This window comes from Streptomyces asoensis (genome assembly GCF_016860545.1).
Classification (GTDB): Bacteria; Actinomycetota; Actinomycetes; order Streptomycetales; family Streptomycetaceae; genus Streptomyces; species Streptomyces asoensis.
Genome location: NZ_BNEB01000002.1, coordinates 1,228,158 through 1,242,602, shown reverse-complemented (window position 1 = coordinate 1,242,602; position 14,445 = coordinate 1,228,158). Strand labels below are relative to the sequence as shown.

Below are 14,445 nucleotides of genomic sequence, written 5' to 3'. Positions count from 1 at the left end.
CCTTGATACACCTCCCGTCACGGAACCTCCCCGGACCGTGCGATCCGCGGCGGGGCGGCCGGTGAGTGGCATGCACGCGTCGGGGTGGTGGACCGGCGGTGAGCGAGCCGTGCGAGGATGGGACGCCCCCGCACCGGGTTCGGCGAGAATGACCTCGTCGGAGCAGGTGGGCGGGCCTGTCGGACGGGTCGAGGGAAAGGACCGGAGCGTACGTGAGTGAGAATCAGAACCTCCTCGCGGAGCAGCGCCGCGCCCTGATCCTGGACGAGGTACGCCGACGCGGCGGCGTCCGTGTCAACGAGCTGACCCGCAAGCTCGGCGTGTCGGACATGACGGTGCGCCGCGACCTCGACGCGCTGGCCCGCCAGGGTGTCCTGGAGAAGGTGCACGGCGGCGCGGTCCCGGTGGTGGAGGCGAGCACCCACGAGCCCGGGTTCGAGGCGAAGTCGGGTCTGGAGCTGACCGCCAAGGAGGACATCGCCAAGGCGGCGGCGGAGCTCGTCGCCCCGGGCAGCGCGATCGCGCTGTCGGGCGGTACGACGACGTTCGCGCTGGCGCACCACCTGGTGGACGTGCCGGACCTGACCGTGGTCACCAACTCGGTGCGGGTGGCCGACGTCTTCCACATGGCGCAGCGGTCCTCGGGCCCCCGGCAGGGCGCGGCGACGGTCGTGCTGACCGGCGGGGTGCGCACGCCGTCGGACTCGCTGGTGGGCCCGGTCGCCGACCAGGCCATCGCCGCGCTCCACTTCGACCTGCTGTTCCTGGGTGTGCACGGGATATCGGCCGAGGCCGGTCTGTCCACGCCGAACCTCGCGGAGGCCGAGACCAACCGGCGCCTGGTGCAGTCGGCGCGCCGGGTCGTGGTGGTCGCCGATCACACCAAGTGGGGTGTGGTGGGCCTGAGTTCGTTCGCGGCGCTGGAGCAGGTCGACACCCTGGTGACGGATGCGGGGCTGCCGGGTGCGGAGCGGGCGGAGATCTCGGAGCTGCTGCGGCTGGTGGTCGCGGGCGAGCCGGGCGAGGGTACAGACATCTGAGGGAGCCGCGGCTAGGGTGACGCACCCGTTTCCCGGCTCCAGGAGGTCGTGGGCATGGCTCACCGGTTGCGTCCCGAAGGGCTCGCGTTCGTGGAGACGGCTCCCGTACGGCTGGTCTTCGCCCATGAGCTGTCCGCTCCGCCCGAGCGGGTCTTCCGGGCCCTCGCCGAGGACGTGGCCGGCTGGGCCGAGTGGTTCCCGGCCGTGCGGTCCGTCGAGCCCCTGGACGGCGGTGCGGGACGCGACGTGCGGCTGCTCGGCGGCGGGCGCTTCCGCGAGACGGTCCTCGCGGCGCAGGAGCCGGAACTGTACGCCTACCGCGTGGACGTGACCAACGCGCCGGGTATCAGCGCGCTGGTCGAGGAGTGGCGGCTCGCCCCGGCCGGCACGGGCACACGGGTGCGGTGGACGTTCGCCGCCGACGGCGGCCGGGCCTTCCGGGCGCTTCTGCGGCCCGCGCGGCCGGGCCTCGGCCGCTCCTTCAGGGGCGCGGTGAAGCGGCTGGACCGCCGGCTCGCGTCCTGAGGGTCGCTGCCCCGGCCGTCGTCAGGCCTGCCACACACCCGTGGCCAGAAGCGACTCGATGGCGGTGGTGTACGGGGTGACGTCCAGGCCCTGTCCGGCGAGCCAGGCGTCGGAGTAGTACTTGTCGAGGTAGCGGTCGCCCGGGTCGCAGAGCAGGGTGACCACGCTGCCCCGGCGCCCGTCCGCGACCATCTCCGCGACGATCTTCAGCGCGCTCCACAGTCCGGTGCCCGTGGAGCCGCCCGCCTTGCGGCCGATGGCCTGCTCCAGGGCCCGCACGGCGGCGACGCTGGCCGCGTCCGGGACCTTCATCATCCGGTCGACGGCGCCCGGCACGAAGCTCGGCTCCATGCGCGGGCGGCCGATGCCCTCGATGCGCGAACCGCAGTCGCAGGTGACGTCCGGATCGCCGGTGGTCCAGCCCTCGAAGAAGCAGGAGTTCTCCGGATCCGCCACGCAGATACGGGTGTCGCGCTGCGTGTAGTGCACGTAGCGGGCGAGCGTCGCGGAGGTGCCGCCGGTGCCGGCCGTGGCGACGATCCAGGCGGGTTCCGGGAACCGCTCCCGTTCCATCTGCCGGAAGATGGATTCGGCGATGTTGTTGTTGCCGCGCCAATCCGTGGCCCGTTCCGCGTAGGTGAACTGGTCCATGTAGTGGCCGCCGCTGTCCGCCGCGAGGCGGGCCGACTCCTCGTACATCGTGCGGGAGTCGGCGACGAAGTGGCAGCGGCCGCCGTGGAATTCGATCAGGCGGATCTTCTCGGCGCTCGTCGTACGCGGCATGACCGCGATGAACGGCACACCGATCAGCTTGGCGAAGTACGCCTCGGACACGGCCGTCGAGCCGCTGGACGCCTCGATCACGGGGCGGTCGGGGCGGATCCAGCCGTTGCAGAGGCCGTACAGGAAGAGGGAACGGGCGAGCCGGTGCTTGAGGCTGCCGGTGGGGTGGGTCGACTCGTCCTTGAGGTACAGGTCGATGCCCCACTCCTCCGGGAGCGGGAAACGCAGCAGGTGGGTGTCGGCCGAGCGGTTGGCGTCGGCCTGGACCTTGCGGACGGCCTCTTTCAGCCAGTCGCGGTACGCCGTGTCGCTGCGGTCGACGTCGAGGGTGGCGCCGGTCCTGGGGTTCTGGCTGGTGGTCACGGCGGGGCTCCTTCAGCTGTGCGCCGACGGTGGTCCGCACGGCCGACACACCGATCATAAACACCCGCCACACGCTTCTCACCTGCATAAACACACCTTTGAGGGCCCCAAAGGCGGCCCTGGGGGGCGGCTGCGGGCAGCGGGGGGCGCATTCCGGCGAATGCTCCGGACGGGTGACTCCTGGACGGCGTACGCACTGGTGCTCGACGCCCGGCGCGGGCAGACTGCACCGGGTCGGGCGAGGGTCCGGACGAGGTGACGACGCCGGTCCGGACACACGTCCCGGACGGGGGCGCACACTGGCATCAGGAGACTTCCGATCACGACACGGGCCGGACCACGACGCCCCACGAGGGTGCGCCGCTCGGCCGGCCCAGGCGCACGAGGGGGCGGGAAGGCATGGCGGAGCCGGAGTTCACGGCTACGGGCGTGCGCATCGGGAAGCGGCTGCGTTCGCTCACCCGAGCCGGCCAGGTCCGGATCAACGACGGCAGGCTGGAGTTGCTGACCAGCTACGGCAGCGAGATCGACAGTGCGCCCGTGCAGGCGGTCCGCGCCTCCAGGCCCTGGTTCGCGCCGGAGGACCGGGCACTGGCCGACCTGAACGGCAAGCGGTATCTGCTGACCCTGGGCGAGCACGACCCGGCGCCGGGCGAACCGGGGCCACCCGCGGCGCGCCGCTTCATCGAGGCCGTGCGCAGGGCGGCGGGACGCGGCGGCTGACGCGCGCACGCGGGACCGCCTCGCGCCGGTCGGCCTACCGCGAGTTGCGGCATGGCGGCCCCTGCGCCACTCTGGTCTCACATCACTCTGGGTTTACCGGCGATAACGCTGCGAACCAGCCCCGCCGGCCATGACAGCGGGCGGCCGCCTTGCGCAGTTGCCCTGCTCGATCCGAACTCCGTGTTCTTCCGGACCTAAGTCGGGGAGTCGCAGCCGTGATCACCAACCCAAGCAGGCACTGCACGGTCGAGCTTCAGGCCCTGCCGTCGCGGATCGGCCAGGTCCGCAGAATCGTATCTGCGCAGTTGCGCTACTGGCACATGGATCCGCTCATAGACCGCGCCGCGCTCGGCGTGACCGAGCTGCTGACCAACGTCCACCTGCACGCGCGGCCCGACAAGACGTGCGTCGTGGAGATGGAGCTGCTGCTCGACCGGCTCACCGTGTCGGTGCGCGACCGCGATCCGCGCCTGCCGGTTGTGGGCCCCCTCGACGACGAGGCCCTCGCCACCTGCGGCCGCGGCCTCGCCATGGTCGCCGCGGTGAGCGAGAGCTGGGGAGCGCGGCCGGACGGCGAGTCCGGCAAGGTCGTGTGGTTCACGCTGCCCGCCCCGGTCGCCGCCCGTGAGCTGGCGGCACGGCCGCCGCGCCGCACACCCCGCGAGCAGGTGCCGCCCCGGTTCACGGAGGTCGTCTCCGTCGACGATCTGCGGCCCGCACATGCCCCCGCCCGGTCGGCCGTGGTCGGCTGACCGGGCGGTGACGTCCTCCGGGCGCACACCGCCCGGCGCGGCGGCGCTCCCGCCGCGCGGGCATGCCTGCGGGCGGGTTCCGGCGCACGTCCGCTCAGGCCGATCCTCCCCTGCCCACCCGGCCGAACTGCTCGTCCAGGACGGAGAGTCGGCGCCAGTACTCGTCCTCGTCGATCTCTCCCGAGGCGAAGCGGCGGCCGAGGACCGCGAGGGGGGAGTCACCGGCGGGCCGGAGGTCGCCGGCCGGGCCCCACGGTCCACGGCGTCCCCGTGGGGCGGTGCGGCGCAGCAGCGTGACGACGCCGGCCACCACGGCCGCCCAGATCAGCGGAAGGAACAGGATCCACGGGCCGGGTCCGCCACCGTCCCAGTGCGCGAGGGTGTTCATCTCGGGTCATCTCCTCAGTGGGTGCGTCGATGCCCCGAGCCTCCCGCACGGCGGGGTGCCGGGTCGTCGTACGGCCGGCGGCAGTGCGCCTACCTCTCCGGGTGTACACGCGCGCGTTGCGGCGCGACCGGCGGATGCCGGACGCCGTGCGGGCCCTGGCCGAAGCCGGGTTCGGCGACCGGTTGCTGCTCGGCGGCGACACCACGACGGCCGCCGCGCGTTCGGTCGACGGCGGTCCCGGGATGCCGTATCCGCTGCGCCGCGTACGGCCGCGGCTGGAGCTCGCGGTGGGTGAGGATCTCGTGGCGCGGATCCTCACCGGGAACCCCGGCCGGGCCTTCGCCACCGACCGGCGCCGAGGTCGGTGCGGGCGCGCCCGCCCCCGGCCGCCCCGCCGCAGAGGGCCGAGCCGTGCGCGCGCCGGGCCGTCAGGTGGACGGCTGGTCGCTGTCCTTGAGGGCGCCCCAGCCGTGCCAGCGGTCGATCTCGATCCAGGCGCTGACCCGGGGCCGTACCCGGTCGGGGTACGGCTTGCCGGTGTAGTGCGTGGAGATGCGGTCGATGTCGGTGAGACCGTCGTCCTCGCGCAGGCCGGTGACGCGTCCGATGAGGGTGACGTGCGTGTACCAGTCGTCGGCGTCCAGGACGGTGAGGGTGAGCCGCGGATCGCGGCGCAGGTGCCGCAGGCGGACCCGGCTCTCGTCCAGGCTGATCAGGACGCGCCCGTCCTCCCAGACGTACCAGGTGGGGGTGGACACGGGGGTTCCGTCGGAGCGCAGGGTCGCCATCACACAGGGGTTGGGGCGGCTCAGCAGGTCGACGGCCTCGGGCGGCAGCGGGGGCTTGGACACGAAGGTCTCCTTGCGGTTCAGTCGTTCCGGTCGAAGCTGGCGAAGTAGGCGGCGGCCATGTCCTCGTCGCCGTGGCCCTGGGCGGCTGCCCTTTCCAGCCGCTCGGCGCTCGCCGCCGCCACATCCAGCCGGACGCCGTGCTCGCGGCCGGCCTCGACGATCAGACGCGCGTCCTTCGCGGCGGTCGCCACCGCGAACTGCGGCGGTGAGAGCCGGTCGTCGAGGATCAGACCGGTCTTCGCCTTCAGGTACCCCATGTCGAGCGGGCCACCCGCGATGAGCGCGAAGAACGCGTCCGGGTCGACGTCCAGGGACTGCGACAGGGCGAGGACCTCGCCGGCTGCGGCGGTGGCCGCGATCACCCAGCTGTTCGCCACCAGTTTCAGTCGTGTGGCGCTCCCCTCGCCGCCGTCCTCACCGGTCCACACCGTGCGCGCGCCCACGGCGTCGAAGACGGGCGCCACCGCGTCGCGGTGCTCGCTCGGGCCCGCCGCCAGCACGGTCAGCTGTCCGGCCTCCGCGGGCTGCCGGGTGCCCAGCACGGGCGCGTCGAAGAAGACGAGACCGTGGGCGCGGGCGAAGGCCGCCAGGTCGCCGACGGCGCCGGTCCCGGCGGTCGTCGACTGCACCCAGGCGGTTCCGGCGCGCAGGGCGGGCGCGGCCTCCCGCATCACGTCGAGGGCGGCGGGGCCGTCGTAGAGCATGGTCAGGACGACGTCGGCGCCCTCGACGGCCTCGGCGGGGGTGCCGAGGACCCGCGCGCCGTCGGCGGTGAGCGGCTCGGCCTTGGCCCGGGTGCGGTTCCAGACACGCACGGCGTGGCCGGCCCGGGCGAGGTTGCGGGCCATCGCGGCACCCATGATGCCGGTGCCCAGGACGGTCACGGTCAGTTCGTCGGTCATGACGTCAACCTACTTCGACGCCGCGCCGACCAGGCCGTCCAGCCACGCCTGGTGGCCGTTGAGCATGGGATTCGGCCGCTCCTGGGCCAGGGCCGCCGCGGGCTGTCCGATCTGGGTCTCCTGCGTCAGGACGCGGACCCGGCCCCCGGGGAGGTCCTCCACCAGCCAGGCGTGCAGCACGTCGAGCCGCTCCTCGGGCGTGCCGTCCTGCTCGGCCGTCCAGGACAGCCGGCCCGGGACGCCCTCGGCGGGGGCCCGGAACTCGACGACACGGGCGGCCGGCGGCGGGAACCCGAAGGTGCCGAAGCCGAAGGCGAGGCCGTCCGCGAGGCGCGGGCCGCCGCCCTGCGGGAAGGAGATGTCGGCGACGTCGCTCCTGGCGCAACGTCTTCGGCAAGCAGCTCACCGCCCGCGCCGCCGTCACGGTGCCGAACCTGTACGCGGTCCTGGCGGCGGTCGACGCGGGCGCCGGGTACAGCGTCCTGCCCCACTCCCTGTGCCAGGAACAGCTGGACTCGGGCCGGCCGGCCCGGGTCCACACCCCCGAGGAGCCGCCGCTCGACATGCTCTTCCTCGTCCGGCGCCCCGGCAGCGACGCCAACCCCGATGTGCTCAGGGTCCGCGACCGGCGGCGGGCGGCGGCGCGGGACTGGTGACCGCCCGGCCGGCGCACCGGCCGGGACGCAGCGCACGCGGGCTCCGCCGCCCCTTCGCGGCTCACACCGGGCGCAACGCGCCCAGGGGGTCGTCCAGTACCGGCTGCCAGGCCAACTCGGCCGCGCCGACGAGGCTGTTGTGGTCGAGGGAGCAGGCGAGGATGGGGACACCGCCGCTGCGGCCCCACAGGCTCCGGTCGGCGACGACGGCGCGCAGGCGGTGGGGGTCTGCGTCGAGCAGGGTGCGGTGCAGCCCGCCGAGGATGATGCGGTCGGGGTTGAGGATGTTCACCAGGCCCGCCAGCCCCAGCCCGAGCCGGTCGATGAGGGCCTCGGCGGCGGTGCGGACGACCGGGTCGCCGTACTCCTCGCGGATCAGTTCGTTGGCCTGCTGGAGCAGGGAGCCCTCGGGGCCCGGTTCGCGGCCCGCGGCGGTGAGCAGCGCGAGCGGGTCCGCCTCCACGTCCAGGCAGCCGCGGCTGCCGCAGTGGCAGGGGCGTCCCTCCGGGTTGACCGTGAGGTGGCCGACTTCCAGCGCGAGGCCCGAACTGCCGGTGTGCAGGCGGCCGTCGAGCACCAGCGCCCCGCCGACCCCGCGGTGCCCGGTGGCCACGCACAGCAGGTCGCGGGCACCGCGTCCGGCGCCGTGCCGGTGCTCCGCGAGGGCGGCGAGGTTGACGTCGTTGCCCACGAAGGCGGGACCGGTGAATCCGGCTGCGCGGATCCGCTCGGCGAACACCTCCCGCACGGGGGCGCCGACGGGCCACGCGAGGTGCAGGGGGTTCAGTGCCAGGCCCTCGGGTTCGGTGACCGCGGAGGGCACGGCGAGACCGGCGCCCACGCAGGGCAGGCCGGTCGCCCGCAGCAGTTCGACGCCCGCGTCGACGGCGGCGCCGAGCACCTTGGCGGGGTCGGCGTCGACGGTCTCGCAGCTGGGCGTGGTGGCGACGATCCGCCCGCCGAGACCGACCAGCGCGGCCCGGAACCCGTCGGCGTGGACCTGCGCGGCGAGGGCGACCGGCCCTTCCTCCGCGACCTCCAGGCGGTGCGAGGGGCGGCCCTGCGAGCCGGCGGCGGCACCGGGGCGCGCGTCGACCCTGATCAGGCCCAGCGCCTCCAGCTCCGCCGCGACCGCACCGGCCGTGGCACGGGTGACGCCCAGTTCGGCGGTGAGCACCGCCCGGGTGGGCGCCCGTCCGGTGTGCACGAGCTCCAGCGCGGGCCCGAGCGCGCTGCGCCCCCGGTCCAGTCGCGCCCTCGAGGTGGTCCCATCCCCCGCCGGCCGGGGGTCCGCCTTGCCGCTCATGAGGGCGAGTCTCCCATGATCCGCTTCGTCAGGTGGCGTCCGGGAAGCCACTGACCCGCAGGGTGACGTTCAGCCGTCCGGTGAGCCCGAGCCAGGCGGGTGCCGTGCCCGGCAGGACGCGCGGCACCCCGTGGTATGCGAGCCGGGACGGCCCCCCGAACACGAACAGGTCGCCGCTGCGCAGTTCGACGTCGGTGTAGGGACGGGTGCGGGTCTCGGTGTTGCCGAAGCGGAAGACGCAGGTGTCGCCGAGGCTCAGCGAGACGACGGGCGCGCCGGACAGCTCGTCGGCGTCACGGTGCATGCCCATGCGGGCGTCCCCGTCGTAGAAGTTGATCAGCGCGATGTCGTAGGCGGCTGCCCGCGCCTGCTCCGGGCCCAGCGTCTCGGCCACGGCGCGCCGGCCCAGCTCGCCCAGCCAGCCGGGGAACGGTTTGACGGGCGCGCCGTCGCCGTCGCGGACCGTGCGGGCGTAGGCGTACGGGTACCAATGCCAGCCCAGACAGACCTGGCGGGCGGTCATCGTGCCGCCGCCGGGCGTGCGGACCGTGCGCAGACCCGCCGGGGGGCGCGCCCAGTCCCGGCAGGCGGTGAGCAGCTCGCGCTGGCGGGCCCCGTCCAGCCAGCCCGGCACGTGTGCGGCGCCCGGCGCGACCTGCGCGGGTTCCCGGGGGAACAGCTCGGTGTCCATCGGCCCATTCTCTCGCTCCCGTGCGACACCGGGCCTGAGCTGCGGCTCGGTTAGCCTTGGGGCACAATGAACGACTGCATGACGACGCCGTGGGGCGAGATCGCGCTGGCCCGCCACCCCGAGGATCCGCGCGAGAGGCTGCGCGCCTGGGACGCCTCCGACGCGTACCTGCTCAGACACCTCGCGGAGCAGGACGTCGCGCTGGACGGCACCGTGGTGGTGCTCGGCGACCGCTGGGGCGCGCTGGTCACCGCCCTCGCGGCGCACGGCCCGACGCAGATCACCGACTCCTGGCTGGGACAGGAGGCGACCCGGGCGAACCTGGCGCGGGCCGGTGTGGCGCCCGGCGCGGTCCGGCTGCTCACCACGCAGGACCCGGTGCCGGAGCGGATCGACGTCCTGCTGGTCCGGGTGCCCAAGAGCCTGGCGCTGCTGGAGGACCAGTTGCAGCGGCTGGCGCCGGCCGTGCACGCCGGGACGGTCGTCGTCGGCACCGGCATGGTGAAGGAGATCCACACCTCGACGCTGAAGCTGTTCGAGCGGATCCTGGGGCCGGTCCGGACGTCCCTCGCCGAGCAGAAGGCCCGGCTCGTCTTCTGCGTGCCGGACCCGTCCCTGAAGCGCCCCGTCAACCCCTGGCCGTACGCCTACGCCCTCCCCGACGACGTCGGCGGCCCCCTGTCCGGGCGCCCGGTCGTCAACCACGCGGGGGTCTTCTGCGCCGACCGGCTCGACATCGGCACCCGGTTCCTCCTCGGGCACCTGCCGAGGACCAGTGGCACCCGGCGGGTCGTCGACCTCGGCTGCGGCAACGGCGTCGTCGGTACGGCGGTGGCCCTGGCCAACCCGGAGGCCGAGGTGCTGTTCACCGACGAGTCGTTCCAGGCGGTGGCGTCGGCGGAGGCCACGTACAAGGCGAACGGCGTACCGGGGCACGCCGAGTTCAGGGTCGGCGACGGCCTCGCGGGGGTGGCGGACGGCAGTGTGGACATCGTCCTGAACAACCCGCCGTTCCACTCCCACCAGGCGACGACGGACGCCACCGCATGGCGGATGTTCACCGGTGCCCGCCGCGCGCTGCGGCCGGGCGGCGAACTGTGGGTGGTGGGCAACCGGCACCTCGGCTATCACGTGAAGCTGAAACGGCTCTTCGGCAACGCGGAACTGGTCGCGGGCGACCGCAAGTTCGTGGTGCTGAGGGCCGTCAGGCAGGGCTGAGCCCCACGCGGGTGACGATCCGTTCCACGGTGCGTGCCATGGCCTCGCGGCCCGCGCCCAGGTAGGTGCGTGTGTCGACCGCGTCCGGGTGCGCCGTGAGATGTGCGCGGATCGCGGCGGTCATGGCCTGGTTGAGCGCGGTGCCGACGTTGACCTTGGCGATGCCGCCCGCGACGGCGGCCGTCAGCTCGTCGTCCGGCACCCCGGAGGAGCCGTGCAGGACGAGGGGCACGTCGAGGGCCGCGCGGAGCCTGCGCAGCAGTTGGTGGTCGAGGGCGGCGGTGCGGGTGGTCATCGCGTGGACGCTGCCGATCGCCACGGCCAGGGCGTCCACACCGGAGTCCGCGACGAACGCGCGGGCCTCGACCGGGTCCGTCCGGGCTCCGGGCGCGTGCGCGCCCTTGCCGCCGATCTCCCCCAGCTCGGCCTCGATCCACAGCCCCCGGGCGTGCGCGCGGTCGACGGCGGTACGGGTCGCGGCGAGGTTGTCGAGGTACGGCAGGCGGGAGCCGTCGTACATGACCGAGCTGAATCCGGCGTCGGCCGCCTGGTGCAGCAGTAGGTCGCTCTGCACGTGGTCCAGGTGCAACGCGACGGGCACGTCGGCCCGTTCGGCGGCGACGGCGGCGGCGCGGGCGAGCGGGAGCAGCCGGCCCAGCCGGTAGGCGACGGCGTTCTCGCTGACCTGGAGCACGACGGGTGCCCCGGCCGACTCGGCGCCGGCGACGACGGCCTCGACGTGTTCCAGCGTGATGATGTTGAAGGCGGCGACGGCGGTCCCGGCCGCGCGGGCCCCGAGGACGAGTTCTGCGGTGGTGGTGAGCGGCACGCCGGCTCCTCGGGGCTCAGGGGTGGAGGACGACGGAGCGGGTGAGGTGCCGCGGCCGGTCCGGGTCGAGGCCGCGCGCGGCGGCGACGGCCACGGCGAGGCGCTGGGCGCGGACCAGTTCGGCCAGCGGGTCGAGTTCCCCCGGCACCCATCGCGCCCCGGTGTCGGTCACCTGCCGGGCGAGACCGTCGGGGGCGTCGCCCAGCATCCAGGTCACCGTGGAGCCGGTGGCGATGCTGATGGGGCCGTGCCGGTACTCCATGGCGGGATAGGCCTCGGTCCAGGAGAGCGAGGCCTCGCGCATCTTCAGGGCGGCCTCGTTGGCGAGGCCCACGGTCCAGCCGCGTCCCAGGAAGGTGAACTGACGGCAGTCCACGAGCCCTTGCGGGAGGGGTTCGGCGAGCGCGGTGCGGGCGTCGGTGACGACGGCCCCGGTGTGCAGTCCGAGGTGGGCGCGGAACAGGGTGAGCGCGGTGGTGGCGAACCGGGTCTGCACGACGGAGCGTTCGTCGGCGTAGTCCAGGACCACGACCTGGTCGGCGGTCTCCACGACCGGGGTGCGCGGGTCGGCGGTGACCGCGCTCGTGCGGGTGTGTCCGCGCAGCCGGGCGAGGAGGGCCACGACCTCGGTGGTGGTGCCGGAGCGGGTCAGGGCGACGACCCGGTCGTAGGCGCGGCCGTGGGGGAACTCCGACGCCGCGAAGGCGTCGGTCTCGCCGTGCCCGGCTCCCTCCCGCAGGGCGGCCGCCGCCTGGGCCATGAAGTACGAGGTGCCGCAGCCGACGACGGCCACCCGCTCCCCGGGGCCCGGCAACGCGTCCGCGTACCGGGGGACTTCGCCCGCGACACGGGTCCAGCACGCGGGCTGGTCGGTCAGTTCGTCCTCGACGTGGGTCATGCCCCACCTTTTCCCGAGGGCGGGGGTTCCTACCCGGGCGCCCGCCGCGGGACCACGCACGGACGTGGTCCCGCGGTGGGCGGACTACCGCGCCGCGTGGACGAGTTCGATGTCGTGGCCGTCCACGTCCGCGCCGTCGAGGCTGACGCCGCTCGCGCGCGGCGGGTAGCCGGTCGCGATGACCGTGTACCGGCCGCCGTCCAGGTCGGGGAAGGCGTACGTGCCGTCGACGCCGGTGGTGGCGGTCGCCACGACGTTCCCGGCGGCGTCCACCAGGGTCACCCGGGCGTCGCCCAGCGGAGCGCCCCCGCCGCGCACCGTGCCCCGCACCAGCGCGCCGGGCCGCAGCTCGACGTCGACGCGGGTGACACCGGTGCCGCGGATCTCCACTGGCCGTGCGAGCGGGCGGTGCTTGGGCGAGTTCACCGCGAGGGTCATCGGCCCCGGCACCAGTTCGGTGACGGAGAAGTCGCCGGTCCCGTCGGTGCGCGTGGTGGCCACCACGTCGCCGCGCACGTCCGTGAGGATCACCACCGCCCCGGCGACCGGCGCCCCGTCCTGCGCGGACCGCACGGTCCCGGCGAGGCCGCTGTCCGCGCTGAGCAGCACGTCGTACGTCACCGGCGTCGCCCCGACCACGAGGGTCGTCGCCTGCGGCCGGTGTCCGTCGGCCGCGACCACGAGCACGTAGGTGCCCTCGCCCGGCGCGTGCATCGCGTACGAGCCGTCGGGCCCGGCCACCGTCCGGCTGAGCTGCCGCCCGGTCGGCGAGATCAGCGTGAGGGCGGCGTCGGGCACCGGGACGTTCTCCGCGCCCCGCACGTGTCCGCGTACCGGGCGCCCGGCGCCGCCCGGGTCGTCGTCGCTCAGGCCCGGGACCGTGGCGACGAGTTCCGCGACCGCGCGGGCCAGCGGCACGGCGACCGCGGCACCGACGGCCCGCTCGACCGCCGCGGCGGAATCGGGGGCCCCGAGAGCGGGGGCCGCGGGAACGGCGGCCGCGGAAGCGGGTTCCGGTGATCCCGGGACCACGGGCGCGCCGGACGGCTCGGCCGGGTCGTCCGTGCGGCGGCGCGGGATGAACGCGGCGACGGCGAGGGCCAGCAGGGCCGCCGCGGAACCGACGGCCATGACCACCTTGAAGCCGTTCTCCGAGGGCAGCTCCGCACCGCCGAACGGTGTGGTCGTCCGGGCCAGGACGACGCCGGCGACCGCGCTTGCCGTGGAGGTGCCGATGGACCGCATCAAGGTGTTGAGGCTGTTGGCGGCGGCCGTCCCGGAGGGGTCCACCGCGCCCATGACGAGCGCGGGCACGGCCCCGTAGGCGAGGCCGATGCCCGCGCCGATCACGCAGGAGACCAGGACGAGCTGCCACACCGTGTCCATCAGCACGGTGCCGAGGCCGTACCCGGCGGCGACGACGAGGGCGCCGGTCATCAGGGTCGTCCTCGGGCCCCGCGCCCTGGAGAGCAGCGCGGAGAGCGGGGCGGTGGCCATCATCACCAGGCCGGTGGGAGCCATCACCAGACCCGCGGTCAGCAGCGACCTGCCCAGGCCGTAGCCCGTCGCCCGAGGCAGCTGGAGCAACTGGGGCAGGACCAGGGACATCGCGAACATGGAGAATCCGAAGGCCAGCGAGGCGAGGTCGGTCATCAGCACCTGACGGCGAGCGGTGCTCCGCAGGTCCACCAGGGGTTGTGCGACGCGCAGTTCGAACACGCCCCACAGCAGCAGCACGACGACCGCCGCGGCGAGGAGGCCGAGGGTGGTGCCGCTCCCCCACCCCCAGTCGGCGCCCTTGGAGATCCCGAGCAGCAGACACACCAGGCCGGCCGCCATACCGAGGGCGCCGACCACGTCGAAGCGCCCGCCGCCGCGCACCTTCGACTCGGGTACGGCCAGCGGGACGAGCACGGCGGCCACGGCGCCGAGGACGGCCGAGGTCCAGAAGAGCATGTGCCAGTCGAAGTGGTCGGCGATGAGCGCGGCCGCGGGCAGCCCGAGGGCACCGCCGATGCCGAGGGAGGCGCTCATGAGGGCAGTGGCCGATCCGAGCCGCTCCGCGGGGAGTTCGTCGCGCATGATGCTGATGCCGAGCGGGACGACCCCGGCCGCCAGTCCCTGGAGGGCCCGGCCGACGATCATCGGGGCCAGTCCGTCGCCGAGCGCGGCCGTGACCGACCCGGCGATCAGGGTGAGCAGACTGACCAGCAGCATGCGGCGCTTGCCGTACATGTCGCCGAGGCGGCCCATGACCGGGGTGGCGACGGCGGCGGCGAGGAGGGTCGCGGTGACCGCCCAGGCCGCGTCCGAGGCCGGGGCGTCCAGCAGCCGCGGCAGCTCGGGGACGATCGGGATCACCAGGGTCTGCATCAGCGAGACGACGATCCCGCCGAAGGCCAGCACCGCCACGACGGGGCCGGACCGCCGTGCGGTGGGCGCCTCCTCCGCCGCCGCGGACCTGGGTTGCGCATGAGACATGGCCGAGCCTCCGTGGGGGATGCCGCTGCGGTTCCGCAC

15 protein-coding genes and 2 pseudogenes are annotated in these 14,445 nt (G+C 74.4%); 7 read left to right on the top strand and 10 right to left on the bottom strand.

All coding sequences use genetic code 11. The features are described from left to right. Positions 1–212 precede the first annotated feature (212 nt). Entirely contained in the window at positions 213–1,040 is an 828-nt protein-coding gene (locus tag Saso_RS08550) for a DeoR/GlpR family DNA-binding transcription regulator (RefSeq protein WP_189922608.1), read from the top strand. 54 nt (positions 1,041–1,094) lie between these two features. Continuing rightward, on the top strand, positions 1,095–1,565 hold the full coding sequence (locus Saso_RS08545) for an SRPBCC family protein (protein WP_189922609.1): 471 nt from the start codon (positions 1,095–1,097) through the stop codon (positions 1,563–1,565). Between the two features lie 21 nt (positions 1,566–1,586). Here the strand turns inward: Saso_RS08545 and cds1 are convergent, their stop codons facing one another. Next, positions 1,587–2,711: an L-cysteine desulfhydrase Cds1 gene (cds1, locus tag Saso_RS08540; protein ID WP_189922611.1), complete on the bottom strand. Its 1,125-nt coding sequence runs from the start codon at positions 2,709–2,711 to the stop codon at positions 1,587–1,589. 399 nt (positions 2,712–3,110) lie between these two features. Between cds1 and Saso_RS08535 the strand changes: the two genes are divergently transcribed. Continuing rightward, positions 3,111–3,434 (top strand): hypothetical protein, encoded by a 324-nt coding sequence (locus Saso_RS08535; RefSeq protein WP_189922613.1) that lies wholly within the window; start codon positions 3,111–3,113, stop codon positions 3,432–3,434. Between the two features lie 215 nt (positions 3,435–3,649). Further along, positions 3,650–4,186 (top strand): ATP-binding protein, encoded by a 537-nt coding sequence (locus Saso_RS08530; protein WP_189922615.1) that lies wholly within the window; start codon positions 3,650–3,652, stop codon positions 4,184–4,186. 94 nt (positions 4,187–4,280) lie between these two features. Here the strand turns inward: Saso_RS08530 and Saso_RS08525 are convergent, their stop codons facing one another. Next, entirely contained in the window at positions 4,281–4,574 is a 294-nt protein-coding gene (locus tag Saso_RS08525) for an SHOCT domain-containing protein (RefSeq protein WP_189922617.1), read from the bottom strand. Between the two features lie 125 nt (positions 4,575–4,699). On the opposite strand from Saso_RS08525, the pseudogene Saso_RS38170 reads away from it, so the two are divergent. Further along, a pseudogene (locus Saso_RS38170) lies at positions 4,700–4,924 on the top strand (phosphotriesterase); the annotation flags it as partial. 78 nt (positions 4,925–5,002) lie between these two features. On the opposite strand, the gene Saso_RS08520 reads toward Saso_RS38170, so the two are convergent. The 3 genes from Saso_RS08520 to Saso_RS08510 are packed head-to-tail and all read right to left on the bottom strand — an operon-like array spanning position 5,003 to position 6,507. Then, positions 5,003–5,425, bottom strand: coding sequence for a PPOX class F420-dependent oxidoreductase (locus Saso_RS08520; protein ID WP_189922619.1), 423 nt, complete (start codon positions 5,423–5,425; stop codon positions 5,003–5,005). Positions 5,426–5,442: 17 nt separating this feature from the next. After that, positions 5,443–6,327 (bottom strand): NAD(P)-dependent oxidoreductase, encoded by an 885-nt coding sequence (locus Saso_RS08515; RefSeq protein ID WP_189922621.1) that lies wholly within the window; start codon positions 6,325–6,327, stop codon positions 5,443–5,445. Between the two features lie 9 nt (positions 6,328–6,336). Then, positions 6,337–6,507 carry an SRPBCC family protein gene (locus Saso_RS08510; protein ID WP_203833513.1) on the bottom strand — a complete coding sequence of 57 codons (171 nt, stop codon included), beginning with the start codon at positions 6,505–6,507 and terminating at the stop codon, positions 6,337–6,339. Positions 6,508–6,743: 236 nt separating this feature from the next. Here Saso_RS08510 and Saso_RS08505 point away from each other — a divergent pair. Beyond that, positions 6,744–6,983 (top strand): annotated as a pseudogene (locus Saso_RS08505) (LysR substrate-binding domain-containing protein); the annotation flags it as partial. 61 nt (positions 6,984–7,044) lie between these two features. On the opposite strand, the gene Saso_RS08500 reads toward Saso_RS08505, so the two are convergent. Both Saso_RS08500 and Saso_RS08495 read right to left on the bottom strand, forming a co-directional pair. Next, positions 7,045–8,289: an ROK family protein gene (locus tag Saso_RS08500; protein WP_189922623.1), complete on the bottom strand. Its 1,245-nt coding sequence runs from the start codon at positions 8,287–8,289 to the stop codon at positions 7,045–7,047. A 28-nt stretch (positions 8,290–8,317) separates the two neighbouring features. Further along, a complete protein-coding gene (locus tag Saso_RS08495) occupies positions 8,318–8,980 on the bottom strand; it encodes an alpha-ketoglutarate-dependent dioxygenase AlkB family protein (protein WP_189922625.1) in 663 nt (220 codons plus the stop codon). Positions 8,981–9,058: 78 nt separating this feature from the next. On the opposite strand from Saso_RS08495, the gene Saso_RS08490 reads away from it, so the two are divergent. Then, positions 9,059–10,198, top strand: a complete 1,140-nt coding sequence (locus Saso_RS08490) for a methyltransferase (RefSeq protein WP_189922626.1) — start codon at positions 9,059–9,061, stop codon at positions 10,196–10,198. On the opposite strand, the gene Saso_RS08485 is transcribed toward Saso_RS08490, so the two are convergent. The 3 genes from Saso_RS08485 to Saso_RS08475 all read right to left on the bottom strand — a co-directional run bounded on the left by Saso_RS08485 (position 10,185) and on the right by Saso_RS08475 (position 14,406). Beyond that, complete coding sequence (locus Saso_RS08485; RefSeq protein WP_189922627.1) at positions 10,185–11,027, bottom strand: class II fructose-bisphosphate aldolase; 843 nt, start codon at positions 11,025–11,027, stop codon at positions 10,185–10,187. The two genes, Saso_RS08490 and Saso_RS08485, sit on opposite strands and share 14 nt — an antisense overlap. A gap of 16 nt (positions 11,028–11,043) precedes the next feature. Continuing rightward, the gene (locus tag Saso_RS08480; RefSeq protein ID WP_189922628.1) at positions 11,044–11,925 is read right to left on the bottom strand and encodes an SIS domain-containing protein; all 882 of its coding nucleotides are present in this window, start codon (positions 11,923–11,925) and stop codon (positions 11,044–11,046) included. 84 nt (positions 11,926–12,009) lie between these two features. Beyond that, positions 12,010–14,406, bottom strand: a complete 2,397-nt coding sequence (locus tag Saso_RS08475; RefSeq protein ID WP_189922629.1) for an MFS transporter — start codon at positions 14,404–14,406, stop codon at positions 12,010–12,012. Positions 14,407–14,445: the final 39 nt, after the last annotated feature.

Excerpts from the sequence above, each read along its gene's own strand:
- Saso_RS08545 (WP_189922609.1), top strand. The coding sequence starts at position 1,095 with ATGGCTCACCGGTTGCGTCCCGAAGGGCTCGCGTTCGTGGAGACGGCT.
- Saso_RS08535 (WP_189922613.1), top strand. The coding sequence starts at position 3,111 with ATGGCGGAGCCGGAGTTCACGGCTACGGGCGTGCGCATCGGGAAGCGG.
- Saso_RS08525 (WP_189922617.1), bottom strand. The coding sequence starts at position 4,574 with ATGAACACCCTCGCGCACTGGGACGGTGGCGGACCCGGCCCGTGGATC.
- Saso_RS08475 (WP_189922629.1), bottom strand. The coding sequence starts at position 14,406 with ATGTCTCATGCGCAACCCAGGTCCGCGGCGGCGGAGGAGGCGCCCACC.
- Saso_RS08480 (WP_189922628.1), bottom strand. The coding sequence starts at position 11,925 with ATGACCCACGTCGAGGACGAACTGACCGACCAGCCCGCGTGCTGGACC.
- Saso_RS08495 (WP_189922625.1), bottom strand. The coding sequence starts at position 8,980 with ATGGACACCGAGCTGTTCCCCCGGGAACCCGCGCAGGTCGCGCCGGGC.
- Saso_RS08515 (WP_189922621.1), bottom strand. The coding sequence starts at position 6,327 with ATGACCGACGAACTGACCGTGACCGTCCTGGGCACCGGCATCATGGGT.
- Saso_RS08500 (WP_189922623.1), bottom strand. The coding sequence starts at position 8,289 with ATGAGCGGCAAGGCGGACCCCCGGCCGGCGGGGGATGGGACCACCTCG.
- Saso_RS08490 (WP_189922626.1), top strand. The coding sequence starts at position 9,059 with ATGACGACGCCGTGGGGCGAGATCGCGCTGGCCCGCCACCCCGAGGAT.